Source organism: Noviherbaspirillum sp. L7-7A (assembly GCF_019052805.1).
Classification (GTDB): Bacteria; Pseudomonadota; Gammaproteobacteria; order Burkholderiales; family Burkholderiaceae_D; genus Noviherbaspirillum_A.
Genome location: NZ_JAHQRJ010000001.1, coordinates 1,205,255 through 1,229,725 on the forward strand (window position 1 = coordinate 1,205,255; position 24,471 = coordinate 1,229,725).

The following is a 24,471-nucleotide window of genomic DNA, read 5'->3' on the forward strand; positions in this document are numbered from 1 at the left end:
GCCGCTATGGCCCTCACACGCTCACCAGCCCGGTATGGCCGAAGCCCTTGCCGTAGTCCAGCAGCGAGAACAGCCGCGGCCGTATTTCCACCAGCAGCACCGCGCCGGCGCGGGCCTGGTCCGCCCATTGACCGACCTGCGGAAAGCGCCTGAGCAGGCACTGTCCGGCCTGCTCGATCTCTTCCGGACTTTCCAGCATGCGGGCAGTGGCGGCTGCGGAAAGGCCCTGTATCTGGCGCCAGTCGGCATACGGCGCGGTGATGGTGAAGGACACCTTGTCGCAGGCGCGGATGTTGGCGGCCTTCTGGCTGTTGCGGCCCACGCCGATGTAGATCGTCAGCCCGTCATGGGCATAGCTGACAGTCGTGGCCTGCGGATAGCCATCGGGCCGGATGGTGGCCAGCGCAAGGTCGGGGCACCGGTCGAGGATATCGATGATGAAGTCGTGCGCAGCCTGCTCCATGTAATGTCTCCTCGTTGCTGGACCATGGCGCCCACTGTGCTGGCTGCGCCGCCGGCTTCGCTTGAGATGGGTCAAGCAAGGCCGATGCGACTGCTATCTCGCGCCGGCATGCTCCAGCGGCAGCGCGGTCTTGTACTTCACCTGCTTGAGCGCAAAGCTGGAACGGATGTTCTTGATGCCCGGAATGCGGGTCAGGTGGTCGAGGATGAAGCGTTCCAGCGCCTGGATGTCGGGCACCACGATGCGCAACAGGTAGTCGGCGTCGCCGGTCATCAGGTAGACCTCCATCACCTCGTCGAAATGGCTGACTTCCTGCTCGAAGCGGGCCAGCGCGCCGGCCTCCTGCTTTTCCAGGCTGACCTGGATGAACACGTTGACCTTCAGGCCCAGCGCATGCGGATCGGCCAGCGCGACATAGCGCGAGATCACGCCGCGCGCTTCCAGGCTGCGCACCCGCGCCAGTGTGGGCGAGGGCGACAGGCTGATGCGCCCGGCCAGTTCCACGTTGCTCTGCGCGCTATCTTCCTGCAGCAGGCGCAGGATGCGCAGGTCGGCGGCGTCGAGGTTGAGTTCCGGCATGATGTGTTGCCCAGTAATTGAAAACCGACATTTTATGCTGTCGGAAATGCTTCATGCAGCAATCTTCGGCTCCCTATGCCGGCCAGTCAGGCGTACCTTATCGGTTCGCCCAACACTTAGCAGGAGAACGCCATGGACATGCCGCCCGCCAGCCAGCTCATCACCGACACCGATGCCGACCCGACGGAAACGACCGAATGGGTGGAGGCGCTGGCCGCGGTGCTGCAGAGCGGCGGCCGGGAGCGCGCCCGCTTCATTCTTTCGAAGCTGTCGACGGCTGCCTGGGAATGGGGCGTGCAATGGCGCGCCGCCCGCAACACGCCCTATGTGAACACGATACGCGTGGCCGACGAGCCCGCCTTTCCGGGCGGCGCCGACGCGCTGGCCCTGGAGAGGAGGATCGCCGGCATGATGCGCTGGAATGCGCTGGCCATGGTGGTGCGCGCCAACCGCGCCCATGCCGAACTGGGCGGCCACATCGCCAGCTATGCCTCGGCGGCGGACTTGTTCGAGGTCGGCTTCAACCATTTCTTCCGTGCCCGCAATGGCGACTTCGGCGGCGACCTGGTGTTCTTCCAGCCGCATTCGGCGCCCGGCGTCTATGCCCGCGCCTTCCTGGAGGGCGCGCTGGACGAAGCCGATCTCGGCCACTACCGCCGCGAGCTCGAGGCCCGCCGTCATGGCGCGCGCGGCCTGTCGTCCTATCCGCATCCCTGGCTGATGCCGGACTTCTGGCAATTCCCCACCGGCTCGATGGGCATCGGCCCGATCAATGCAATCTACCAGGCGCGCTTTCTGCGCTACATGGAGCATCGCAGCCTGCTGCCGGCGCAGGACCGGCGGGTCTGGGGCGTGTTCGGCGACGGCGAGATGGACGAGCCGGAATCGCTGGCCGCGCTCAGCCTGGCTGCCCGCGAAGGCCTGGACAACCTCACCTTCGTCATCAACTGCAATTTGCAGCGGCTGGACGGCCCGGTGCGCGGCAATGGCCATATCGTCGACGAACTGGAAACCCTGTTCGACGGCGCCGGCTGGAATGTGATCAAGCTGCTGTGGGGATCGGACTGGGACCCGCTGTTCGAGCGCGATGCCTCCGGCGCGCTGGTCGAGGCGCTGAACCGCACCGTCGATGGCCAGCTGCAGACCTTCGCCGCCAACGATGGCGCCTACAACCGTGCCCGCTTCTTCGGCCAGAGCCCGGCGATGCAGGCGCTGGCCGCCAGCCTGACCGATGCCGAGATCGACCGCCTGCATCGCGGCGGCCACGACATGAAGAAGATCCATGCAGCCTATGCCGCGGCCTTGTCGCACCGCGGCCGTCCGACCGTGATCCTGGCGCAGACGAAGAAGGGCTTCGGCATGGGCAGCGCCGGGCAGGGCAGGATGACCACCCACCAGCACAAGAAGCTGGAGGACGAGGAAGTGCTGGCCTTCCGCGACCGCTTCGACCTGCCCATCAGCGACGCCGACTGCGCCACGCTGGCTTTCTACAAGCCCGCCGCCGACAGCCCGGAGATGCGCCACCTGCAGGCGCGCCGCGCCGCTCTAGGCGGCTACCTGCCGCGCCGCCACGATCCGCGCGCCAGCCTGCCGGTGCCGGACATCACCTCCTATGCCCGCTTTGCGCTGGAATCCGACGGCAAGGAAATGTCCTCCACGATGGCGCTGGTGCGCATGCTGGGCGCGCTGATGAAGGACGGCGGCATCGGCAGGCGTGTCGTGCCCATCGTGGCCGACGAGGCGCGCACCTTTGGCATGGCCAGCCTGTTCCGCCAGTTCGGCATCTATTCCTCGCAGGGACAGCTGTACGAGCCGGAAGACATCGGCTCCATCCTCTCCTACCGCGAAGCGAAGGATGGCCAGATCCTGGAGGAAGGCATCACCGAGGCCGGCGCCATTTCCTCCTGGACGGCCGCGGCCACCAGCTATTCGACGCATGGCCTGCCCATGCTGCCGTTCTACATCTATTACTCGATGTTCGGCTTCCAGCGTGTGGGCGACCTGATCTGGGCCGCGGCCGACCAGCGCGCCCGCGGCTTCCTGGTGGGCGCCACGTCCGGCCGCACCACCCTGGCCGGCGAAGGCCTGCAGCACCAGGACGGCAGCAGCCACCTTGTCGCGTCGACGATACCGAACTGCGTTGCTTACGACCCTGCCCATGCCTACGAAGTCGCGGTGATCGTGCAGGACGGCATGCGCCGCATGCTGGAAGAGGGCGAGGACGTGTTCTATTACCTGACCGTCACCAATGAAAACAATCCGCAGCCGCCAATGCCGGAAGGCGCACGCGAGGGCATCCTGCGCGGCATGCACCGGATCATCACGGTGGACGCGCCGCAGGCGCGGCTGCTGGCAGCGGGGCCCATCGTCAAGGAAGCGCTTGCGGCGGCTGACTTGCTGCGAGAGCGGTTTGGCATCGCCGCCGAAGTGTGGAGCGTGACCAGCTTCTCGGAACTCGCCCGGGAGGCAATCGCGGTGGAGCGCGACAACCGCTGGCGCGACGAGCAGGAAGTGCCGTATGTCACGCAGCGGTTGCAGGGCGAGATCCCCGTGATCGCCGCCAGCGACTATGTCAGGGCGGTGGCCGACAGCATCCGCGCCTGGGTGCCGGTGCCCTATGTCACGCTGGGTACTGACGGCTTTGGCCGCAGCGATACCCGCGCCGCGCTGCGCGACCATTTCGAGGTAAGCGCCGCCTGGATCGCTTTTGCAACTATCGAGAGATTGAAAGGAACCGCAGACGAACGACGCGCCGCCGCGGCGGCGCTGGGCATTGCCTTCAACTGAAGGGAAGGCGTCAGTGCCAGCGGTTGACCGGATCGGCACGCGTTCAAGAAGTGGCGCATCTCTTTCCAGCCAGCCCTTGTACGCTTGCCAATATGACCCCAGATGGCGCCTGTGCCGCCGGCGATTGCCGGGCGGCTGGTCCACCAACTCAAGGAGCATGACCATGACCCCGCAGGAACAGGAAAAGCTGCAGCAGTTCTTAAGCCAGTTGAAGCAGGCCGGCGGCGTGCAGCGCGACCCCGACGCCGACGCAATGATCAACGCCGCTGTATCGCGCCAGCCCGACGCTGCCTACCTGCTGGTGCAGCGCACGCTGCTGCAGGACCAGGCGCTGGAAACCGCACAGGCCCGCATCGCCGAACTTGAGCGCCAAGCGCAGGCGGCGCGGCCGGCTTCGTCCGGCAGCTTCCTTGGCGGCGCCGACACCTGGGGCAACAGCGCCCGCAGCGCCCCGGCGCCTGCCAGCGACACTCCGGAGCGCACATCGACGCTCAACCCCAGTTCTTATCCGCAAGCCGGGCAGGGTGCCTATCCACAAGGCCAGGTGCCATACCCTGGCCAGCGCCAGGGCGGCTGGTCCCGGTTTGGCGGCGGCGGCATGGGAGGCGGAGGCGGCAGCTTCCTGGGCACCATGGCCGCCACCGCGGCAGGCGTGGCAGGCGGCGCTTTCCTGTTTCAAGGCTTGGGCAACCTGCTCAACAGCCATCATGGCAACGACGCCGGCCAGCAGCATGGGCTGACCTCGGACACCGGCGCTGGCCTGACCCCGGCCGCTGACAACAGCCTGGCGCAGGATGCCGGCCTGAACGACATCAGCACGGCGCCTGCTCAGGAAACACAGGACTACGGCGTGGCCGACAATAACGTCGCCTTCGATGACGGCGGCATGTCCGACGACTTCGGCGGCGGTGATGATTCGATGATCTAGGCGCTTTTGCGGTCGCTGCCGGGCGTTGTCAGCGCAAGTCTGCGTAGTGCCCTGCATCACCGGCGTGTTTTGCGTTAGGGTGTTGCCTTCGCCGACTTCCGGAGCACCCAAGCTATGAACACCCGCATCAAGGCCATCGCCTTCGACGTTTTCGGCACCGTCGTCGACTGGCATGGCGGCATCAGTGCCGAAGCCGCCGCGGTCGCCGAACGGCATGGCATAAGCGGCGACTGGGACCGCTTTGCCGCCGACTGGCGCGCCGGCTATCCGCATGCGATGAACCGGGTCCGCAACGGCGAATTACCCTGGACCCGCATCGACGGCCTGCACCGTTTGATCCTCGATGAAGTCGCGCCGCGCCACGGCCTCAACGGCATTCCCAAGGCCGAGCTCGATGAACTGAACCTGGCCTGGCACCGCCTGCCGGCCTGGCCGGATTCGGTGCAGGGCCTAACCCTACTCAAGAGCACCTTCACCATCACCACGCTCTCCAACGGCAACTTCTCGCTGTTGACGGAAATGGCCAAGCGCGCCGGCCTGCCCTGGGACTGCGTGATCTCGGCCGAGCTGTTCCACCACTACAAGCCTGACCGGGAAACCTACCTGGGCTGCGCCGACCTGCTGGGCATTGCACCGGGCGAACTGATGCTGGCCGCCTGCCATCCTGAAGATTTGCGTGCGGCCAGGGAGCACGGGTTGCGCACTGCTTATATCACCCGTGCGCATGAGCATGGCAAAGAGGCCAGGCTGCCCAGGGTGGCGGAAGGCGAGTTTGACCTCCGTGCCAACGATATCGTCGACCTCGCACGACAGATGGGTTGTGACGGCGTTTGATTGGAACGGCACCTGCCTCCCGCCGCTACATTCCAGTGGCGCGCCTTCCGCGCCGCCTGCGTACGTCAAGCCTTGCTATGGCAGAAAGCGCCAGGCACTGGCAAAGCTGGAAAACTCCCGGCCCTGGGCGTCTCTGCTGAGCAACTGGATGCCGTCCAGCCGCGCATTGCTCGAATACGCAAGGTCCGAACCGCATTGCGCAAGATAGATGCTGTCGCCGCAAGTCACCGCTGCTTTCCGGGTTGTGGGCGTCAAGTCCGTAATCCTGCTGAAATCAAGGACTGCGCCCAAGCCTCCGTAGGGGAAGTTTCCATAAGACATGCTGCCATTATCGTCCGCGAATCCGTACACCCGGGTGAACACGGGCAGGAGCACAGGCGCGCGGTCCTGAGACTCTTTTGCCCAGTCGTAGTCCAATGACGTCAGGCCTCCCAGCGAGATAGGCGATGCCGAGGACGGATCGGTTTGCGGCCTTGGTAGTGACCGCAGCGATGCCAGGCTGCTCGGCGTCAGCGTGAAAGCGCTGTCCGGATCGAGCTGCGCGCTGGCACTTGCCTCGCCTAGCGTCAAGGCCCGTGCCTTCGTTCTGACATTCTGTCTGGCAACCGGGGTGATACTCGAGCCGGTGAAATATTCAAAGACCCATACCCCGCGCGGCAGGTAGGCCTGGATCATTTCGTCCGTCTCCGTCTGCCTTGCCGAATAGAGATTCCGTTCCGGCGCGTAAGGCATGTCGCGCGGCATGTCATTGCGGCGGGATTGCAGGTCAGACCATGTCATGGAACTCAGGCGCAGGAAGGCCGAGCCGGACGGCAGGTAATCGCCAATGTAACTCGTTTGCGGTTTGAAGCCACTGTCCAGGATGGGAAAGACCATGGCTTCCGATCCGCTCACAAGGCTATATTTCTTGCCTGTTGGTGATGTCAGGTCGACCCGGATGATCGGAGCGCCAGTGGCGGTACTTTGCAGCGGCACCTTGATGTTATAACCCGTGCTTAAATAAATTTCCTTGCCGCCGTCGATAAAATAATGAAGTTCAGCCATGGGATTGATGCTGCCGGCGAACGGATACTGATTCCCTATCAGCTTCAAGCGGCCATCCGTGCCCAGCGAGGCAACGTACTCCTCATTGCGCAGCACCCGCCTCTGGTCGACAGAAACCAGGCTGAATACGATGTCGCCATTGCTTTGTTTGTACTCATAGCTGCCCTGGCTAAAGCCGGTGCCTGTGCCCGCATCGGAAAAAAGGGTGGAAAATGCGCCATCAGCGCCTACTCCTGCGCCGAAATGAAGATAAGCGGCGGGACTGTCATTCTTGAACAGTGATTTGCATTCTGGTGCGATGATATTGCCGCCGGTGCCTGTCGTCAGATTGACCCGCTTGGCGGTGGGGAGGGCGTAGCAGGCAGTCATGCGCTTGAGCAGTTCTGCGATCTGGGCGCTGGTGCCGCTTGCCGGGAGACTTGCCGCGGTAATGGTCTTGTTGTTGATCGTTGTTGGCGTGATCCCGTTCTGGGCCAGGATGCTGGCGAGCCGCGTCGAATTGGTAAAACGGATCACCGGCATCTGTTGACCGTCCTCGGCGGTCTTGATGGTGATTTCGATATTGCTCGTCTTGTCCTTGTTTTGGGTAATCGATATGTCAAGCGCGTCCAGCAGTTGGTCGGGCCCGGTGCCGTCGGCAGGCGCAAACCCATTGCGTAACGCCCCGATCTCAGGCCCGAGCGCGTTCAACAGCGGCAGTAATTTTGCTCCCATTTGCAGCCATTTGCTTTCAATCACCTTCGCGTCGAAGGTGACCTTGCCGCTGGCGAAATCCGCAACCAGCGTGGACGGGTCTCCCGTTGCCGAAACAAGCGCGGCGACGACATTGCTGATTGTGTTGACGTTGACGGTCGTGCTGGTTCTCGTATCGGCCAGTGCTATCAGGGTGTCCTTGCCGCCAACGGCGTTCCCGCGCGAGGCCTGGACAATCAATGGTCCAGCATAGAGAGGATTGACATTAAGCTTGAAAAAACCGAAAGCGTCGGTCAGGCCGGAGCTGACGGTATTGCCGTTGCGGTCGACGATAGCCACGGCTGCGTTGACGAACGGTGCGCCGGAGGCCGCCACGCCGCTGATGACGATGTCACTGCCTGCAGGCGGAACAGACGGCACATCGGTGCCAGGCTGGGAAGCCGGCGCCTCGTTTCCCGGTGGAGCCGACGCCGTCTTGCCGGATGAAGACGAGGCTCCACCGCACCCTGCCACGGACGCGGCAATGCAGATGGCTGTGCCAAAAAGGGAAAATTTGGCTGATGTGTACACCTATGCCTCCCATTTTTAAACCTGCCTCAGAAGAACCCGAGGCCTGGGATGCGATGGCATCCGGGCCGCGGCGTTGTCATGCCAGTCAACTGCTGGATAAGCTGTCTTTGCGGGGAAACAGTGCAGAAGTGATATCGCGTGCATGACGCGCTGCCGCGAGTCTTCCTTACTTTCAGTTCGGTAACAGAACGTGCTTGGCAGTTCTTTATCTCTGCACGCAGGTCTGCACAGGAAGGTATGTCGAAGGGAAAAGATCAGATATGGCGCGTGCCTATGAAGCGTTCGCGCATGGGCTCGCTTCCTGAAGCGGCAGTACAAGCAATGGCGCAGGCCCAACAGGTAGTACCAACATCGCTGCAATTTGCCAGTGGCAACCGTTGCAAATGCCTGTACAAGTGCAGTCGGGCTCGACTATCAAGGCGTATCTGACGTACTTGATGGATGCCGGAAACAGGCGCAGTTCAATGCGTGCGGCCAGCCGCTGCAGACAAAAGACGGCCGCACCGTTCCCTGCTGAGCCGGTCATGCCGCGGCCCATGGGACCGGGCGAGGTTTTCGGTCGCTTCGCTCGGCTGCTGCGCGACCGCAGGCCGCGCTAGCGCCGGTTCTGCTTCATCGCCGACTGGATCTCGCGCTGGGTGTCCCGCAGCCGCTCGGTCTCGCGCTTGTCATGCTGCTTCTTGCCCTTGGCCAGGCCGACTTCGCACTTGATGCGACCCTTGGAGAAATGCAGGTTCAGCGGCACCAGGGTGTAGCCGGCGCGCTCGACCTTGCCAATCAGCTTGCTGATTTCCTCCGAATGCAGCAAAAGCTTGCGGGTACGCACCGCGTCCGGGTTGATATGCGTGGAAGCTGTGGGCAAGGGACTGATGTGCGAGCCGAACAGGAACAGCTCGGCCTTGCGCACCACCACATAGGCTTCCTTCAGATTGACCCGCCCGGCGCGGATGGACTTGACTTCCCAGCCTTCCAGCACCATGCCGGCCTCGAAGCGTTCTTCGATGAAGTAGTCGTGAAAGGCTTTTTTATTGTCTGCGATGCTCATCAAGGGGAAGTGGTGGCGGTCGGTTAAAATTTCAACCTTCGCATTTTATCAAACGGTTCACAGTCAATGGCAGTCGTACACAAGTCCGTATTGGTCGGCTACAGCGCCGAGCAGATGTTTGCCCTGGTCGACCGGGTCGAGGATTACCCGAAGTTCCTGCCCTGGTGCGGCGGCGTCGAAGTCCGCAACCGCGAGGGCAATACGCTGGTGGCCACGCTGAAGATCAATTACCACGGCGTCAAGCAGAGCTTCACCACCGAGAACGTCAACACGCCGCCCACCCAGATGGTGATGCGCTTCGTCGACGGTCCTTTCAGGCAGTTCGAAGGCACCTGGACCTTCAAGCCGCTGCGGGCCGATGCCTGCCGCATCGACTTCAATCTTCACTACGAGTTTTCGAGCCGCATCCTGGAGCAGATCATCGGCCCGGTGTTCAACATGATCGCCAACAGCTTTGTCGATTCCTTCACCAAGCGCGCGGACGTGGTGTATGGCTGATATCCGTGTGCAGGTCTGCCATCCGCTGCCGCATGAGGCGCGACTGCGCGAGCTGGTGCTGGCTGAAGGCAGCACAGTGCGGGATGCGGTGACGGCCAGCGGCCTGCTGCCGCGGTTTAATCCTGATGATTGCCCGGTCGGAATCTTTGGCAAGAAGAAGACGCCGGACACGGTGCTGCGCGATGGCGACCGGGTGGAAATCTACCGGCCCCTGGTGGCCGACCCCAAGGATGCGCGGCGCCGGCGGGCGGTGAAGAAGGACCGCGCCGGCTGAGGCTGTTCGGGCGGGCGCGGCCGTCAGCGGCCGCCCGCTTTCAGCCAGCGCTGCGGCACTGTTCCAGCGTGCGCTGGACCCTGGCCGTTTCCTCGGCCCGCTGGGCGTCCGTCAGGTAGCTGCGCTCGCCATTGGCGTCGGTGCGCGCGATCCGTCCGCCGTTGGCGAGCGCGCGGCCGTAGGCGCGGGCCTGTTCGCAGTTGCTCTTCTTTTCCTTTTCCATTGCTGCCTGCTCGCTTTCCTTCTGTTCGCGCTCGGCCCGCTCGATGCGGCGCTTTTCGAAGTCGGCGTTGCGCTCCGCCAGCGTCGGGCCGCTCGGAGCTGCCGTGGGGGCAGGCGAGGCCGGGCGCGGCCCGGCACTTTGCAGTATGCGGCTGGCCGGCGTACCGGCCGGCGGCGGCTGGTCGGAATACTGCCTGACGCCTTTCTCGTCGAGCCAGACATGCTGGGCCAGTGCGGGCAGGGCGGCGAATGCAAGCAGGCAGGCGAGCCTGCGCAGTGTCGTGGCGGCCATGGTGCGTCCTTTAATTAGTGATCTAAGGCAACGATTTCCTCATGGTTTGCCGGATGTGTCAACCGAAAGCGCCTTCCCGTGACAGTTTCCAACGGGCTTTCCCGGCGTCGATTTCTGTATAATTCGCTTTTGCGCCTACAGGAATCGCCATGCGTCTACTTCAAAAAGCACTCACTTTCGACGACGTGCTGCTCGTACCCGCCTATTCAGACATCCTCCCCAAGGACACTTCCCTCAAAACCCGCCTGACCCGCAACATCTCGCTGTCGATCCCGCTGGTGTCGGCTGCGATGGATACGGTGACCGAAGCGCGTCTGGCGATTGCGATGGCGCAGGAAGGCGGCATCGGCATCATTCACAAGAACCTGACTGCCAAAGAGCAGGCGCGCGAAGTGGCTAAGGTCAAGCGCTTCGAGTCCGGCGTGGTGCGCGACCCGATCACCATCCCGCCCGACATGAAGATCCGCGACGTGATCGCGCTGTCGCAACAGCATGGCATCAGCGGCTTCCCGGTGGTGGAAGGCAAGAAGGTGGTCGGCATCATCACCAACCGCGACCTGCGTTTCGAAGAGGAACTGAACGCCGAAGTGCGCGCCAAGATGACGCCGCGCGACAAGCTCGTCACGGTGCGCGACGGCGCCGAACTGTCCGAAGCCAAGCGCCTGATGAACAAGCACAGGCTGGAGCGGGTGGTGGTGGTCGACGATGCCTTCGAGCTGCGCGGCCTGATCACCGTCAAGGACATCCAGAAGTCGACCGAGCATCCGCTGGCTTCCAAGGACGAGCATGGCAAGCTGCGCGTGGGCGCGGCCGTCGGCGTCGGTGCCGACAATGAAGAACGCATCGACCTGCTGGTCAAGGCCGGTGTGGACGTGATCGTGGTCGATACCGCCCACGGCCACTCGAAAGGCGTGCTGGACCGGGTGCGCTGGGTCAAGGCCAACTATCCGCAGGTGGAAGTCATCGGCGGCAATATCGCCACCGCTGCGGCCGCACGGGCGTTGCTGGAACATGGCGCCGACGGCGTGAAGGTGGGCATCGGCCCCGGTTCCATCTGCACCACCCGCATCGTCGCCGGCGTGGGCGTGCCGCAGATCACCGCCATTTCCAATGTGGCCGAGGCGCTGGCAGGCACCGGCGTGCCCTGCATCGCCGACGGCGGCATCCGCTTCTCTGGCGACATATCGAAGGCGCTGGCCGCCGGCGCTTCCAGCGTGATGATGGGCAGCATGTTCGCCGGTACCGAGGAAGCGCCGGGCGAAGTCATTCTGTTCCAGGGCCGCAGCTACAAGTCCTATCGCGGCATGGGCAGCCTGGGCGCGATGTCGGACGGTTCGGCCGACCGCTATTTCCAGGATGCCGCCAACAATGCCGACAAGTTCGTGCCGGAAGGCATTGAAGGCCGGGTGCCCTACAAGGGCAGCGTGATCGCCATCCTGTACCAGCTGGTCGGCGGCGTGCGCTCGTCGATGGGCTACTGCGGCTGCGCCACCATCGATGAACTGCGCGAGAAGGCGGAGTTCGTCGAGATCACGTCAGCCGGCATGCGCGAGTCGCATGTGCATGACGTGCAGATCACCAAGGAAGCGCCGAACTACCGCGCCGAATAAGCGCCAGTGTCATCCATGCGCGGCCGCCGGTATGTGCCGGCGGCCGGTTTCCATTTCAGCCGTTCTCTTTTCATCCTGTCCCGCCATGCATTCAAAAATTCTCATTCTGGATTTCGGATCCCAGGTCACCCAGCTGATCGCCCGCCGCGTGCGCGACAGCGGCGTCTTCTCCGAGGTCTTCCCGTATGACGTCAGCGACGACTTCGTGCGTGGCTATGGCGCCGCCGGCGTCATCCTGTCCGGCGGCCCGAGCTCGGTGACCGAAGGCGACACGCCCCGGGTGCCGGCAGCGGTGTTCGAGCTGGGCGTGCCGGTGCTGGGCATCTGCTACGGCATGCAGGCCATGGCCCAGCAACTGGGCGGCAAGGTCGAGAACGGCACCGTGCGCGAGTTCGGCTACGCCGAGCTGCGCGCGCGCGGCCATACCGCGCTGTTGAATGGCATCGTCGACTTCGTCACGCCGGAAGGCCACGGCATGCTCAAGGTCTGGATGAGCCATGGCGACAAGGTGCTGGAGATGCCGCCCGGCTTCAAGCTGATGGCGTCCACCGACAACTGCCCGGTGGCCGGCATGGCCGACGAGGACCGCCGCCTGTACGCGGTGCAGTTCCATCCGGAAGTCACGCATACGATGCAGGGCAAGGCCATCCTGTCGCGCTTCGTGCACGAGATCTGCGGCTGCAAGTCCGACTGGAACATGCCTGACTACATCGCCGAGGCGGTGGAGAAGATCCGCGCCCAGGTCGGCGCCGAGGAAGTGATCCTCGGCCTGTCCGGCGGCGTCGACAGCAGCGTGGCCGCGGCGCTGATCCATCGCGCCATTGGCGACCAGCTCACCTGCGTCTTTGTCGACCATGGCCTGCTGCGCCTGAACGAGGGCCAGATGGTGATGGACATGTTCGGCAAGAATCTCGGCGTGAAGGTGATCCGCGTCGATGCCACCGACCAGTTCATGGGCAAGCTCGCCGGCGTGACCGACCCTGAAGCCAAGCGCAAGATCATCGGCGGCGAATTCGTCGAGGTCTTCCAGCAGGAGGCGGGCAGGCTATCGAACGCGAAGTGGCTGGCCCAGGGCACCATCTACCCGGACGTGATCGAGAGCGCTGGCAAGGGCAAGAAGGGCGCGCATACGATCAAGAGCCACCACAACGTGGGCGGCCTGCCGGAAACCCTGAACCTGAAGCTGCTGGAGCCGCTGCGCGAGCTGTTCAAGGACGAAGTGCGCGAGCTTGGCGTGGCGCTGGGCCTGCCGCATGACATGGTGTACCGCCATCCTTTCCCGGGCCCCGGCCTGGGCGTGCGCATCCTGGGCGAGGTCAAGAAGGAATACGCCGACCTGCTGCGCCGGGCCGATGCGATCTTCATCGAGGAACTGCGCAACACCGCCATTCCGCTGCCTGCCGAACTGGGCGAAGGCCGCGAGGTCGGCATGTTCCACAAGAACTGGTACGACGCGACCAGCCAGGCCTTTGCCGTGTTCCTGCCGGTGAAGTCGGTGGGCGTCATGGGCGACGGCCGCACCTATGAATACGTGGTGGCGCTGCGCGCGGTGCAGACCCAGGACTTCATGACCGCGCACTGGGCGCATCTGCCGCATGAACTGCTGGGCCGCGTGTCGAACCGCATCATCAACGAGGTGCGCGGCATCAACCGGGTGGTGTACGACATATCGGGCAAGCCGCCAGCCACGATCGAGTGGGAATAAGCGCCGCGCCGGTTACGGCAGCGTCGCCGCCGGCAACCTGGCATGAAGTCGGGTTGCCGGCGGACATTCATCGACGGCGTTCATGAGGAGATCGCGCCTGGCGACCTAGCATGCATCGACAACCTTTTCCATTTCCATCCCTCCTGCCGGCGCTGCTGTGCCTGATTCTGGGCTTGCTGGCAACTGCGGCGCTCTACACCTGGACGCGCGACCAGGAGCTGGCGATGGAGCAGCTGATCTTCGATCGCCGCGCCAGTTTTCGTATTCAGACGGTGCGCCAGGGTCTGGAAGAGGTGGTCGAAACAATCGAGGACGTGAGCCGCGTATTCGCGACCTTCGGGCCGATCAGCCAGGCGCAGTTTCACGCCTTTGTCGGACCGCTGGCGCAGGCGCAGCCCTATTTCAACTCCATTTCCTTCCTGCGGCTGGTGCCGCACGCCGAGCGCGCAGCCTACGAGGCCCGCATGCGCGCCGGCAATCCCTCCTTCGAAATCAGCGACCTGCAAGACGGCAAGCCCGTGCGCGCCGCGGACCGCGATAATTATCTGGTGGTGGAATATCTGGAGCCGGGCACGCTCAACGGCCTGGCCGGTATCGGTTTCGACGTGCTGATGGAACCGAGCATCCGCTCTGCCGTGCAACGGGCCACTGAAACTGGCGAGGCCTCTGCCACGGCGGTGTTCCGTTATCTCTTCGTGCCGCCGTCGCCGCCGCGCCTGATCGTCTTCAAGGCGATATACCGTGAAGGCATGCCGCTCGACACACCGGAGGCAAGGCATGCCGCAGTCTACGGCTATAGCGGGCTGGGCATGCCGACAGGCAAGCTGATCGAAAATATCCTGGATGAATCCGGTCTCGGGCCGATTAACGGCATGGATATGGCGGTCTATGTTGGCCAGGGCCGCACCGAAGCCCTGGCATTTCAATACGGCGAAGGACAAAGAGACCGCAGGGACGCCGGTTTGCGCACGTCCTCGCAATCTTTCCCGATTGGCGGCGTCAGCTGGCGCGTGGACGTGCGTGGTACTGACATACGCAGCGGCGGGCAGGTTGGATCGTGGCTGGTCGCCCTGTTCGGCGTCATCATCAGCGTGATGGCAGCGATCTATCTGCGAGCACTGGGCTCGCGCACACGGCACATTCACCAGCTGGTCGAGGAGCGCACCGCGGCACTGCATGCTGCCAACATCCAGATGAGCCTGGATATTGCCGCGCGGGAGCGGGTGGAAGGCGTGCTGAGGCGCACCGAACGCAGCCTCAAGAATGCGCAGCGGATTGCACACGTGGGCAGTTGGGAAATGGATGTGGCAAATGGCTGGCAGCATTGGTCGGATGAATGCTTCCGGATCTTCGGCATGGAGCCGGAAGTCGATAACATGCCGGTCCTGTCCCGCTTGCCTGGGAAAACCCGGGCAATGTGGCGCAGCTTTCTGGCTGATGTGCTCGATCACGCGTGCGATACCTGCGAGATGGCCATCACGCGGCCAGATGGAACTGTCCGTCATGTGATGCTGCACGCTGAAGTCACGGAAGGCCAGCCTGCCGCCAGCCGCACCATTGTTGGCACAGTGCTCGACATCAGTGAATTCAAGCAGGTGGAGACCGAGTTGCGGCGTTCGCAAAAATCGCTTCGGGAACTGGGCGGCCATCAGGAACGCATCAAGGAAAACGAGCGACAGCGTATTGCACGCGAAATCCACGATGAACTGGGTGGTGTGCTCACCGGCATCAAGGCGTATGTCTCGGTAGCCAGCAGCCGCGTAGGCAACGATACGCAGGCCGCGCCACTGTTGGCCGAAGCCATGGCGCAGGCGGACAGCGCGCTCGACACGGTGAGACGGGTGATTGCCGACCTGCGGCCCAGCGTACTGGATCAGCTTGGGGTCTGGGAAGCCATTGAATGGCAGGCCAGTCAGCTCGAAGCCCAGACCGGCGTGCATTGCCAGTGTGTCATCGAGCCCGATCTTCCGGTCATCGGAGCGGACGGCGGGGCGATGCTGTTCCGCATTGCACAGGAAGCGCTGACCAACGTGGCCAGACATGCGCAGGCGACCGTGGTTACCATCACCGTCCGCCTGGATCAGCAGCAGCTGCTGCTGGACATTGAGGATGACGGAAAGGGAATCCCGGCGGAACAACTGCTGGCGCCGGAATCATGGGGCCTACGGGGCATGCAGGAACGCGCACTTTACCTGGGAGGGACACTGAATGTTGGCAGGGGCGTCAGGCAGGGAACCCTGGTATCTCTGCGCCTGCCACTGTCGGTGAAGATGGCCGCACTTAACTAGGAGTTAAGCGCGATCTGTAGGCCTTTAGTAACAATTGTAGGGGATCGACTACATAAAAATCATCGTTCGCCGATAGCGTGTCACCGGGCAGATCCGGATACTTCGTGTGTCGCATTGATTTCTTCAATGCAAAACGTCGGTAAGAAACCTATCTGTCAGGAGCACGCGATGCCAACAACCCAGCAAGAAACCGCCATGCAGGCAGGCTTGTGGTTTTCAATCAAGATCGATGCAGACGAATTCATTGCATTGCTGGCCGCCGAAGCGCTGGAAAAGCACTTTCTGCCACAGGATGCCAAGCTGGAGCCCCGCAGCGCCTATCGTCGCAACCGCAAGCTGATCGATGCGGTGGCGCGCCGCAAATTCCTGGAAGGATGCCCACGGCCCATTACCGTGGATGCTTCCGATTTCAGCGCTTCGCAGTAAGACGTTCCTCACGGGCGGCCCCGGCCCCGGGCATTCAGTTCAATCACCCTTTCCGGCGTTGCCAGAAACAGCCGATCGCATGGCGTCGGCGCGACCGGGTAGCCGCCGGTGAATGCGCCGAACGAAGGCAATAGTCCACCTTCCGTGCCAAACAGATAGCAGGGCAGGCGCAGCGCGTCTCCGCGGGCAGCAAGCCGGTAGACCGGATGCACATGGCCTGCCAGCACATAGCCGTCCGGATGGGCCTGCGGATGGTGGGCAAACACGAAAGGTCTGACCAGGTACGGTTCATCCACCACCTTGATTCCCAGACGGGGTGGCGGATCCCCGGCGTGGCTGTCATGGTTGCCCCGTACCAGCGTCAACGCCAGATCGCTGTGCCGTTCGCGCCAGGCCTGCAGCGCCGCCATGGTGGCGACGGCATGGGCATGGCGGGCATGCAGGAAGTCTCCCAGAAACAGCACACTTTTCGCTCCCGTTGCAGCGACCAGCGTGGTCAGCATCTCGAGGTTTTCGGTCGTGGTGCCGCGCGGCACCGGGATGCCCTGCGCACGAAAGGATGCCGCCTTGCCGAAGTGGATGTCGGCAATCACCAGCATCGACATCGCGGGCCAGAACACCGCCCGCTGCGGCAGCAGCGTCAGCACTTCGCCGGCTGCCTCGATATCCACCGCCCCCGCCTTCATCTCCATCATCGGCGTCGCTCCGGCAACGCGGCGGCGTTCTCCAGCTCACGCACCATGCGGGCTACCCGGTCCGATAGTTTTTCCGTACTCAGCTTTTCCCGGAAGCGTTCCACCATCAGCGGAAAGCCAAACGGCGTCGCCCGCGGCACTGCATGCCAGGCAAGTGCCCGCCCGCGCAGTTCGGCCAGCGTGTCGCGCAGGCGGCCCAGTTCCAGTTCCTGTTCCAGCACTTCCCGCTGCGCCTGGGTCAGCAGCAGGTTGCCGGGATCATGTTTCCTGAAGACCTCGTAGAACAGGCTTGAGGAGGCCTGCAGTTGCCGGTTGCTCTTGCGCTGGCCCGGGTATCCCTGAAACAGCAGGCCGGCGATACGGGCGATTTCCCGAAAGCGCCGTTGCGACAATTCGGCTGCATTCAGACTGGCCAGTACGTCTTGGAGCAGATGCTCTTCCGCCAGCAGCCGGTGCATCGGCGCCGCAGGGCGCAGCAGCAGGGTTTCATAATCAATGGCGTCGGGGCAGAGCAGTTCCAGGCCGTAGTCGTTCACGGCAATGGAAAAGGTGGCGCTCTGCTGCCGGGCGATGCGCCAGGCCAGCAGCGAGGCCAGTCCCAGATGCACCGAGCGCCCGGCGAACGGGTAGAGGAACAGGTGCCAGCCTTCGCGGCTCTTCAGCGACTCGGCCACCAGCGTGCGTGCCGTGGGCAGGCCGGACCAGCGCCGCTGCAATTCCAGCAAGGACTGTATGGCCTGCATCTCGGGGCCGCTGAACTGCGCATGGTCGGCTTCCTCCAGGCAGGCCAGCGCCGCATGCGCCAGTTCCGACGACATCGGCATCTTGCCCCCTTGCCAGCGCGGTACCGCGCCCTTGCGGCCCGTGGCCTTGCGCACATAGGCCGTCATTTCATGGATGCGGATGAATTCCAGCATGCGCCCGCCGAACAGGAAGTGGTCTCCCTTGGCCAGCCGCGAGATGAAGGATTCATCCACCGAGCCTATGGTTGCGCCGGACAGGAATTTGACCTGTATCGATGCCTCCGAGACGATGGTGCCGATGTTCATCCGGTGGCGCCGCGCCACCGTGGCGTCCGGCACCCGGTAGATGCCGTCCTCGTCCGGCAGCACGCGCCGGTATTCGGGATAGACCGTCAGGCTCTGGCCGCCGCGGGCGACGAAATCCAGCGCCCATTGCCATTCCTCCGGCGTCAGTTCGCGATAGGACCAGGCCTGCCTGACTTCCCCATACAGCGCGTCCGAGCGGAAACCGCCGCCCAGCGCCATCGTCACCAGGTGCTGCACCAGCACGTCCAGCGGCTTGTTCGGCGGGATGCGCGACTCCACCGCGCGCGCCGCCAGCGCCCGCTTTGCGCCGGCGGCTTCCAGCAGTTCCAGGCTGTTGGTCGGCACCAGCGTGACGCGGGAGCGCCGGCCGGGCGCGTGGCCGCTGCGTCCGGCCCGCTGCAGAAGGCGGGCCACGCCCTTGCAGCTGCCGATCTGCAGCACGCGTTCAACCGGCGCAAAGTCCACGCCCAGGTCCAGGCTGGAGGTGCAGACCACGGCCTTCAGGCTGCCATCCTTGATGCTCATCTCGACCCAGTCGCGCACGGCCTTGTCGAGCGAGCCGTGGTGCAGTGCGATCAGTCCGGCCCAGTCGGGGCGTTCGGCCAGGAGGCTCTGATACCACAGTTCGGACTGGGAACGGGTATTGGTAAACACCAGCGTGGAGGCGCTCTGCTCGATTTCCCGCACCACGGCCGGCAGCATCGCCGTGCCCAGATGGCCGGCCCAGGGGAAGCGGCCGGTGGCCGGCGGCAGAAGGGTATCGACCATGATGTCCTTGTCGTCGGCGCCTTCCACCAGGGTTCCCTGGCCCGGGCCCAGCAGGGCATCCTGGGCCTGGCGCAGGTTGCCTATGGTGGCCGACAGGCCCCACACCAGCAGGCCGGGACGCCACAGGCGCAGCCGGGCCAGCGCCAGCTGGGTCTGCACGCCGCGCTTGCTGCCCAGCAGTTCGTGCCATTCGTCGACGATCACGGCGTCGAGATGGCGGAAGCGCTCGCGGGCGTCGGCCGCCGATAGCAGCAGGGTCAGGCTTTCCGGCGTGGTGACCAGCACGGAAGGCAGGCTCCTGACCTGGCGCGCCCGCTCCGCCGAGCCGGTATCGCCGGTGCGCAGGCCGCCGGTCCAGCCCGGCAGCAGATCCGCCGCCGGCGCCTGCAGCGCCTTCATGGTGTCGGCGGCCAGGGCACGCATCGGCGTGATCCACAGCACCCGCGCGCCCTTGCCGGGCGACGCCTGGCCGCGCATGCCGCGCAGCAGGGCGCCCAGCCAAAGCGCATAAGTCTTGCCGGCGCCGGTGGAGGCATGCAGCAGGCCGCTGCGGCCTTCGGCGAAGGCTTGCCAGACCTGGCGCTGGAATGGGAAAGGCGTCCAGCCGCGATCGGCGAACCAGGCCTCGACCGCCTGCTCGGGCGTCAGTCCGGCGGCGCGTTCGGACTTCACGGCAGCATGCCCTGCAGCGTGGCAAGGGTGTCGGCCTCTTCCACCTTCTTGTCGTCGCGGATGCGCAGCATGCGCGGAAAGCGCACCGCGATGCCGGCCTTGTGCCGCGTCGAGCGGGCGATGCCTTCGAAGCCGATCTCGAACACCATGGTCGGCCGCACGCTGCGCACCGGGCCGAATTTCTCCACCGTCGTGCGCCGGATCGCCGCATCGACCTTGCCGATCTCGGCGTCGGTCAGGCCGGAATAGGCCTTGGTGAATGGCACCAGCCGGCGCCCGCCTTCGGGGTCGTCATCCCAGACCGCGAAGGTGTAGTCGGTGTAGAGCGAGGCGCGGCGGCCATGGCCGGCCTGGGCATAGATCAGCACCGCGTCCACGCTGTAGGGGTCGATCTTCCATTTCCACCAGGTGCCGACATCACGGGTGCGGCCCACGCCGTACTGGGCGTCCATGCCTTTCAACATCATGCCTTCCACCGCGCGCGAGCGCGACGATTCCCGCAGTTGCGCCAACTGCTCCCAGCTGGACGCCTCGATCAGCGGCGACAGCACCAGCTGCGGGCAGTTGGCCTCTGCCACCACCGCCTCCAGCCGCTGCCGGCGTTCCCGCTGCGGCACCTGGCGCAAATCCTCGCCATCCTGTTCCAGCAGGTCATAGGCAATCAGCGCGGCGGGCAATTCCTGCAGCATTTTGGCTGACAGGGTCTTGCGGCCGATGCGCTTCTGCAGGTCGGCGAACAGGGCCGGCTTGCCCTGCTGCCAGATCACCACTTCGCCATCGACCACGGTGCCATCGGGCAGCGGCACCGCGCTGATCTCGGGGAAACGGTCGGTGATCAGGTCCTCGCCGCGCGACCACAGCCAGCTCTGGCCGCTGCGGCGTACCAGCTGGGCGCGGATGCCGTCGTACTTCCATTCGGCTAGCCAGTCGCCAATGTCGCCCAGGGTTTCCGGGCCGACCTGCAGCGCATGCGCCAGGAAGAAGGGATACGGCTGGCCGCCCCGCAACCGATGCTCGAACTCCGACTGCGGCGCAATCAGCTGCGCATAGCGATCGGCATTGGGCTGCACCCGGCCATCGACCCAGCCCATCAGCCGTTGCGCGATCAGCTTGGCGTCGATGCCGGCGACTTCCCCCAGCGCCCGCGTGACCAGCAGGCGCGAGACGCCGACCCGGAAGCTGCCGCCGATCAGCTTCATCAGCAAAAAGCGCTCGCGCCAGTTGGTTTCGTCCCAGATCGCAAACAGTGCCGCGCGTATGCGTTCGGGCGTTGCGCCGCGCAGCGGCAGGATGCGCTCCTCCATCCACACCGACAGCCCGACATCGCTCTCTGCGCCCGGCGGCGGCAGGATATGGGCGATCGTCTCTGCCAGGTCGCCCACGGCGTCATAGCATTCGTCGAACAGCCAGTCGTCCAGCGCCGCCCGTTCTATCGTGTACTGGCGCAGGAGCTTGGTCGGCACCACCTGTCGCGGCTTGCCGCCGGCCAGGAAGTACACCGCCCAGGCCGCATCCTCCGGCCGGGCGCTGGCGAAATAGGTCTGCAGCGCGGCCAGCTTGCGGTTGGTGGCGGTGGTGGAATCAAGCTCGGTGTAGAGGCGGGCAAACTCACGCATTGGCGGGCTGCTCCTGCGCCTGTGCCTGCTGCGGCGCTGCTGGCGCGGCATCGTCCTCGTCGCCGTATTCGGTCTCGAAGGCGCCGGCCTCCAGGCCGTTCTGCTGCAGCCAGCGCACCATGGTGCCGATCTGGCCGTGGGTGACGATCACCCGTTCGGCACCCGTTGCGGCGATGGCCGACATCAGTCCCGGCCAGTCGGCGTGGTCGGACAGGATGAAGCCGCGATCCACCGCCCGCCGCCGCCTTGCGCCGCGCAACTGCATCCAGCCGCTGGCAAAGGCATCGCTGTAGTCGCCAAAGCGGCGGATCCAGGTGCTGCCGCCGGCCGACGGCGGCGCCAGCACCAGCGCGTCGCGAAAGGCCGCCTTGCCGCCGCTTGCCTCCGAAACCAGCAATGTGTCGGGCAGATCGATGCCGCCGGCGCGGTAGACCCGGTTCAGCGGTTCCACCGCGCCATGGCAGAAGATCGGGCCGATGCCGCGGTCCAGGCCGGACAGGATGCGCTGGGCCTTGCCGAAGGAATAGCAGTACAGCACGCTGCACCGGCCTTCCTCGGCATTGGCGCGCCACCAGTCATTGATCTCGGCATAGACCTCGTCCTGCGGCTGCCAGCGGTAGATCGGCAGGCCGAAGGTGGACTCGGTGATGAAGGTATCGCAGCGCACCGGCTCAAAGGGCGCGCAGGTGGCGTCCGGCTCGACCTTGTAGTCGCCCGACGCGACCCAGACCTCGCCTTTATATTCCATGCGTACCTGGGCCGAGCCCAGCACATGGCCGGCCGGGTGCAGCGACACGGTCACGCCGTTGTGCACCACGGTGTCGCCATAGGGCAGCGTCTGCAGATTGATCTCGCCCAGCCGCGCCCGAAGCACATTGCCGCCGCTTTCGGCCGCCAGATAGCTGCCGTGGCCGACGCGGGCATGGTCGGCATGGGCATGGGTGATCACAGCCCGGTCCACCGGCCGCCACGGGTCGATGTAAAACTGGCCCGGCACGCAGTACAGGCCTTCCTTTCTCGCTACCACCATGTCCGCCATGGGTCAGTCCTTTTGCTAGGGAGTGGGGACAATGATATGGGCGAATTGGCACAAGGCAAGGCGGACAGGCATTCGTAATCGTGGCCGGCTTGATTGGAAACAATCCAGTTTGGCCGTGAGACGAGGGAAGTCGGTATAGCCTGATGCGACCCGCCGAGGCGGCAGGGTTTATTTATGCCAGCTACATGACAGCGCGGTCCGGCCAGGGATCGCCGTGACTGCATGCACTGTGTCGGAAGTTTCCAGCGGGCGACCGGGCCGGCCCATGTCAGGCCAGCCTGGCTGCGCGTATTGCGTCAGCAGCGCTCAAGGAAAGCGCCGTGGTGCGTGCTTACTGAAAGAACGCCAGCAACGTCTGTTTCGATTCGGGAGTCAAGGGCAGGTCTGCTATCTCTTGCCGGTAACGCTGAAGGATCATCGGCGGAAAGCAGCAGCAAATTGTTCAGCGCATCCCCGCGTGATTCCGAAGGCAGGCCGGGAACCTGCGCCAGCATTGCATGCATCGCGCCGGGGCGTTGTTGCTCGTCGTGCTCGCACACGCTTGCAACCAGGGTCTCGAATGCGCTCGTTCGCATTGCTTCGTTCTGCATGGTGCTCAAGGCGGCTGCCCTGGCCTTGAGCAGGTCAAGCACCAGGGCCTGGGTGCCATGTGCCGCTACGCCTGCACCATGCTGCGCAAGCGGCTGGCCGGCAGGGTGGAGTGGGCGGTAAGGAGAGCGGGCCGATGACGACTCGATGCTGCCATCGTATGCAAGGTTGTAATCGGCGCAATGCTGGTAAGGCTGTATGTTGCTTGCATCCATGACCGTTAGCGTCCTTTCTTGACAAGCGAATCGACAGGCTGTCGCAGGCAAAAAGAGGAGGCAGTGCGGCGACTTCGAGGCAAAGGCATTGCGGCGGGAGCAGCGCGGCCAGGTATCGATGCCCGCGATGGCGGACAGACGTGCGGGCAGGCCGTGGTAAATAGGAGTCGATGCTGACGCATTGCCGCGCGGATTTACAGCCTATGAAGCCGGTCCCGTTTCTACCAATTATTCAGGTTTTGCGGCTTGACGGTGGCAGCACGAATTGCGTGGCTTCTGACCGCAAATAGCACTTGTAGATAGGTTGCAGACATCAGCAATGCGCAATGACTCGGGCTTGCCAATTGAATGCCAAAGCCGGGGGTTCAGCAGAACGTGGAGTTCACCAGCCTATCGCTCGCCGCGCACGCGCGCCCATAAAATGCGAAAATAACGCCCCTTTGCGCCAGCAGGCGCCATCCACCATCTTCGGAATTCACGTTTTGACTTACAGCGTCAAGGAAATTTTCTATACGCTCCAGGGCGAGGGCGCGCGCGCCGGGCGGCCGGCGGTATTTTGCCGCTTCTCGGGCTGCAATCTCTGGACCGGCCGCGAAAGCGACCGCGCCAGCGCGGCCTGCAAGTTCTGCGACACCGACTTCGTCGGCACCGACGGCGAGCGCGGCGGCAAGTATGCCAGCGCCACCGACCTGGCCGCTCTGATCGACAGCCTGTGGCCGGCAAGCTACCCGGCCAGCAAGTATGTGGTCTTCACCGGCGGCGAACCGCTGCTGCAGCTCGATGCTGCATTGATAGCCGCGATGCATGCCCACGGCTTCGAGATCGCCATCGAGACCAACGGCACCATGGATGTGCCGCCAGGCGTGGACTGGATCTGCGTCAGTCCCAAGGCCGGTTCCTTCCTGAAAGTGGACAAGGGCAGTGAGCTCAAGGTGGTGATACCGCAAGCCGGCCAGAACCTGGCTGATTACGAAGGCCTCGATTTCACCCATTTCTACCTGCAAGCCATGGACGGCCCGGATGCGGCCGCCAACACCCGGCTGGCCATCGAGACCTGCAAGCGCAATCCGCGCTGGAAGCTGAGCCTGCAGACCCACAAACTTTTACAGATACCCTAGCCTCATGCTCACCATTACCCGCAAGCTCGAATTCGACGCCGGCCATCGCATCCCCGACCACAAGAGCCAGTGCCGCAACCTGCATGGCCATCGCTATACCCTGGAGATCACGTTGACGGGCAGCGTGATCGACGTCGAAGGCAGCTCCGACAATGGCATGATCATGGACTTCTCCGATGTCAAGGCACTGGCCAAGCAGCACCTGGTCGATGTCTGGGATCACGCCTTCCTGGTGTACCGGGAAGACACGCCGGTGCGCGCATTCCTGGAAGGCCTGCCCGACCACAAGACGGTGATCATCGACCGCATCCCGACGGTGGAAAACCTGGCCCAAACCGCGTTCGACATCCTGAAGGCGGTGTTCCACGACCGCTACGGCACCGGCCTGAAGCTGCACAAGCTGGTGCTGCATGAAACCCCGAACTGCTGGGCCGAGATCAGCGCCGACTGACG

Annotated in this window: 21 protein-coding genes; 11 read left to right on the forward strand and 10 right to left on the reverse strand. The window is 64.2% G+C overall.

Features of this window, described 5'->3' with window-relative positions:
• Positions 1-13: 13 nt before the first annotated feature.
• Together KTQ42_RS05475 and KTQ42_RS05480 are read right to left on the reverse strand one after the other, a co-directional pair.
• A complete protein-coding gene (locus KTQ42_RS05475; RefSeq protein ID WP_217344591.1) occupies positions 14-463 on the reverse strand; it encodes a pyridoxamine 5'-phosphate oxidase family protein in 450 nt (149 codons plus the stop codon).
• A gap of 93 nt (positions 464-556) precedes the next feature.
• Positions 557-1,042, reverse strand: coding sequence for an Lrp/AsnC family transcriptional regulator (locus KTQ42_RS05480; RefSeq protein ID WP_217344592.1), 486 nt, complete (start codon positions 1,040-1,042; stop codon positions 557-559).
• 132 nt (positions 1,043-1,174) lie between these two features.
• Here KTQ42_RS05480 and mdeB point away from each other — a divergent pair, with 132 nt between their 5' ends.
• From mdeB to KTQ42_RS05495, 3 genes are all read left to right on the forward strand, one after another.
• On the forward strand, positions 1,175-3,829 hold the full coding sequence (gene mdeB / locus KTQ42_RS05485; protein WP_217344593.1) for an alpha-ketoglutarate dehydrogenase: 2,655 nt from the start codon (positions 1,175-1,177) through the stop codon (positions 3,827-3,829).
• A gap of 163 nt (positions 3,830-3,992) precedes the next feature.
• Positions 3,993-4,757 carry a DUF2076 domain-containing protein gene (locus KTQ42_RS05490; protein WP_217344594.1) on the forward strand — a complete coding sequence of 255 codons (765 nt, stop codon included), beginning with the start codon at positions 3,993-3,995 and terminating at the stop codon, positions 4,755-4,757.
• A 114-nt stretch (positions 4,758-4,871) separates the two neighbouring features.
• Positions 4,872-5,591 (forward strand): haloacid dehalogenase type II, encoded by a 720-nt coding sequence (locus tag KTQ42_RS05495; protein WP_217344595.1) that lies wholly within the window; start codon positions 4,872-4,874, stop codon positions 5,589-5,591.
• A gap of 75 nt (positions 5,592-5,666) precedes the next feature.
• On the opposite strand, the gene KTQ42_RS05500 is transcribed toward KTQ42_RS05495, so the two are convergent.
• Together KTQ42_RS05500 and smpB are read right to left on the reverse strand one after the other, a co-directional pair.
• Positions 5,667-7,898 (reverse strand): carboxypeptidase-like regulatory domain-containing protein, encoded by a 2,232-nt coding sequence (locus KTQ42_RS05500; protein ID WP_217344596.1) that lies wholly within the window; start codon positions 7,896-7,898, stop codon positions 5,667-5,669.
• A gap of 595 nt (positions 7,899-8,493) precedes the next feature.
• Complete coding sequence (gene smpB, locus KTQ42_RS05505; protein WP_217344597.1) at positions 8,494-8,943, reverse strand: SsrA-binding protein SmpB; 450 nt, start codon at positions 8,941-8,943, stop codon at positions 8,494-8,496.
• 66 nt (positions 8,944-9,009) lie between these two features.
• Between smpB and KTQ42_RS05510 the strand changes: the two genes are divergently transcribed.
• On the forward strand, positions 9,010-9,441 hold the full coding sequence (locus KTQ42_RS05510) for a type II toxin-antitoxin system RatA family toxin (RefSeq protein ID WP_217344598.1): 432 nt from the start codon (positions 9,010-9,012) through the stop codon (positions 9,439-9,441).
• Complete coding sequence (locus KTQ42_RS05515; RefSeq protein ID WP_217344599.1) at positions 9,434-9,715, forward strand: RnfH family protein; 282 nt, start codon at positions 9,434-9,436, stop codon at positions 9,713-9,715. Before KTQ42_RS05510 ends, KTQ42_RS05515 begins: the two co-directional genes overlap by 8 nt.
• Positions 9,716-9,755: 40 nt before the next feature.
• Here KTQ42_RS05515 and KTQ42_RS05520 read toward each other — a convergent pair whose 3' ends face one another.
• Positions 9,756-10,229 (reverse strand): DUF4124 domain-containing protein, encoded by a 474-nt coding sequence (locus tag KTQ42_RS05520; protein ID WP_217344600.1) that lies wholly within the window; start codon positions 10,227-10,229, stop codon positions 9,756-9,758.
• A gap of 149 nt (positions 10,230-10,378) precedes the next feature.
• Here KTQ42_RS05520 and guaB point away from each other — a divergent pair, with 149 nt between their 5' ends.
• The 4 genes from guaB (at position 10,379) to KTQ42_RS05540 (ending at position 16,258) form a co-directional block, all read left to right on the forward strand.
• A complete protein-coding gene (gene guaB, locus KTQ42_RS05525; RefSeq protein ID WP_217344601.1) occupies positions 10,379-11,839 on the forward strand; it encodes an IMP dehydrogenase in 1,461 nt (486 codons plus the stop codon).
• Positions 11,840-11,924: 85 nt separating this feature from the next.
• On the forward strand, positions 11,925-13,544 hold the full coding sequence (guaA, locus tag KTQ42_RS05530) for a glutamine-hydrolyzing GMP synthase (protein WP_217344602.1): 1,620 nt from the start codon (positions 11,925-11,927) through the stop codon (positions 13,542-13,544).
• A 110-nt stretch (positions 13,545-13,654) separates the two neighbouring features.
• Positions 13,655-15,832, forward strand: coding sequence for a CHASE domain-containing protein (locus tag KTQ42_RS05535; RefSeq protein ID WP_217344603.1), 2,178 nt, complete (start codon positions 13,655-13,657; stop codon positions 15,830-15,832).
• 168 nt (positions 15,833-16,000) lie between these two features.
• Positions 16,001-16,258 (forward strand): hypothetical protein, encoded by a 258-nt coding sequence (locus KTQ42_RS05540; RefSeq protein WP_217344604.1) that lies wholly within the window; start codon positions 16,001-16,003, stop codon positions 16,256-16,258.
• Between the two features lie 8 nt (positions 16,259-16,266).
• Here the strand turns inward: KTQ42_RS05540 and pdeM are convergent, their stop codons facing one another.
• From pdeM to KTQ42_RS05565, 5 genes are all read right to left on the reverse strand, one after another.
• Positions 16,267-16,953, reverse strand: a complete 687-nt coding sequence (gene pdeM, locus KTQ42_RS05545) for a ligase-associated DNA damage response endonuclease PdeM (protein ID WP_349292121.1) — start codon at positions 16,951-16,953, stop codon at positions 16,267-16,269.
• Positions 16,950-19,442, reverse strand: a complete 2,493-nt coding sequence (locus tag KTQ42_RS05550) for a ligase-associated DNA damage response DEXH box helicase (RefSeq protein WP_349292122.1) — start codon at positions 19,440-19,442, stop codon at positions 16,950-16,952. Before KTQ42_RS05550 ends, pdeM begins: the two co-directional genes overlap by 4 nt.
• The gene (locus KTQ42_RS05555; protein WP_217344605.1) at positions 19,439-21,058 is read right to left on the reverse strand and encodes an ATP-dependent DNA ligase; all 1,620 of its coding nucleotides are present in this window, start codon (positions 21,056-21,058) and stop codon (positions 19,439-19,441) included. Before KTQ42_RS05555 ends, KTQ42_RS05550 begins: the two co-directional genes overlap by 4 nt.
• On the reverse strand, positions 21,051-22,097 hold the full coding sequence (locus tag KTQ42_RS05560; protein ID WP_217344606.1) for a ligase-associated DNA damage response exonuclease: 1,047 nt from the start codon (positions 22,095-22,097) through the stop codon (positions 21,051-21,053). Before KTQ42_RS05560 ends, KTQ42_RS05555 begins: the two co-directional genes overlap by 8 nt.
• 296 nt (positions 22,098-22,393) lie before the next feature.
• Entirely contained in the window at positions 22,394-22,900 is a 507-nt protein-coding gene (locus KTQ42_RS05565; RefSeq protein WP_217344607.1) for a hypothetical protein, read from the reverse strand.
• A gap of 482 nt (positions 22,901-23,382) precedes the next feature.
• Between KTQ42_RS05565 and queE the strand changes: the two genes are divergently transcribed.
• Both queE and queD read left to right on the forward strand, forming a co-directional pair.
• A complete protein-coding gene (gene queE, locus KTQ42_RS05570; RefSeq protein WP_217344608.1) occupies positions 23,383-24,018 on the forward strand; it encodes a 7-carboxy-7-deazaguanine synthase in 636 nt (211 codons plus the stop codon).
• Positions 24,019-24,022: 4 nt separating this feature from the next.
• Positions 24,023-24,469: a 6-carboxytetrahydropterin synthase QueD gene (gene queD / locus KTQ42_RS05575; protein ID WP_217344609.1), complete on the forward strand. Its 447-nt coding sequence runs from the start codon at positions 24,023-24,025 to the stop codon at positions 24,467-24,469.
• Positions 24,470-24,471 lie beyond the last annotated feature (2 nt).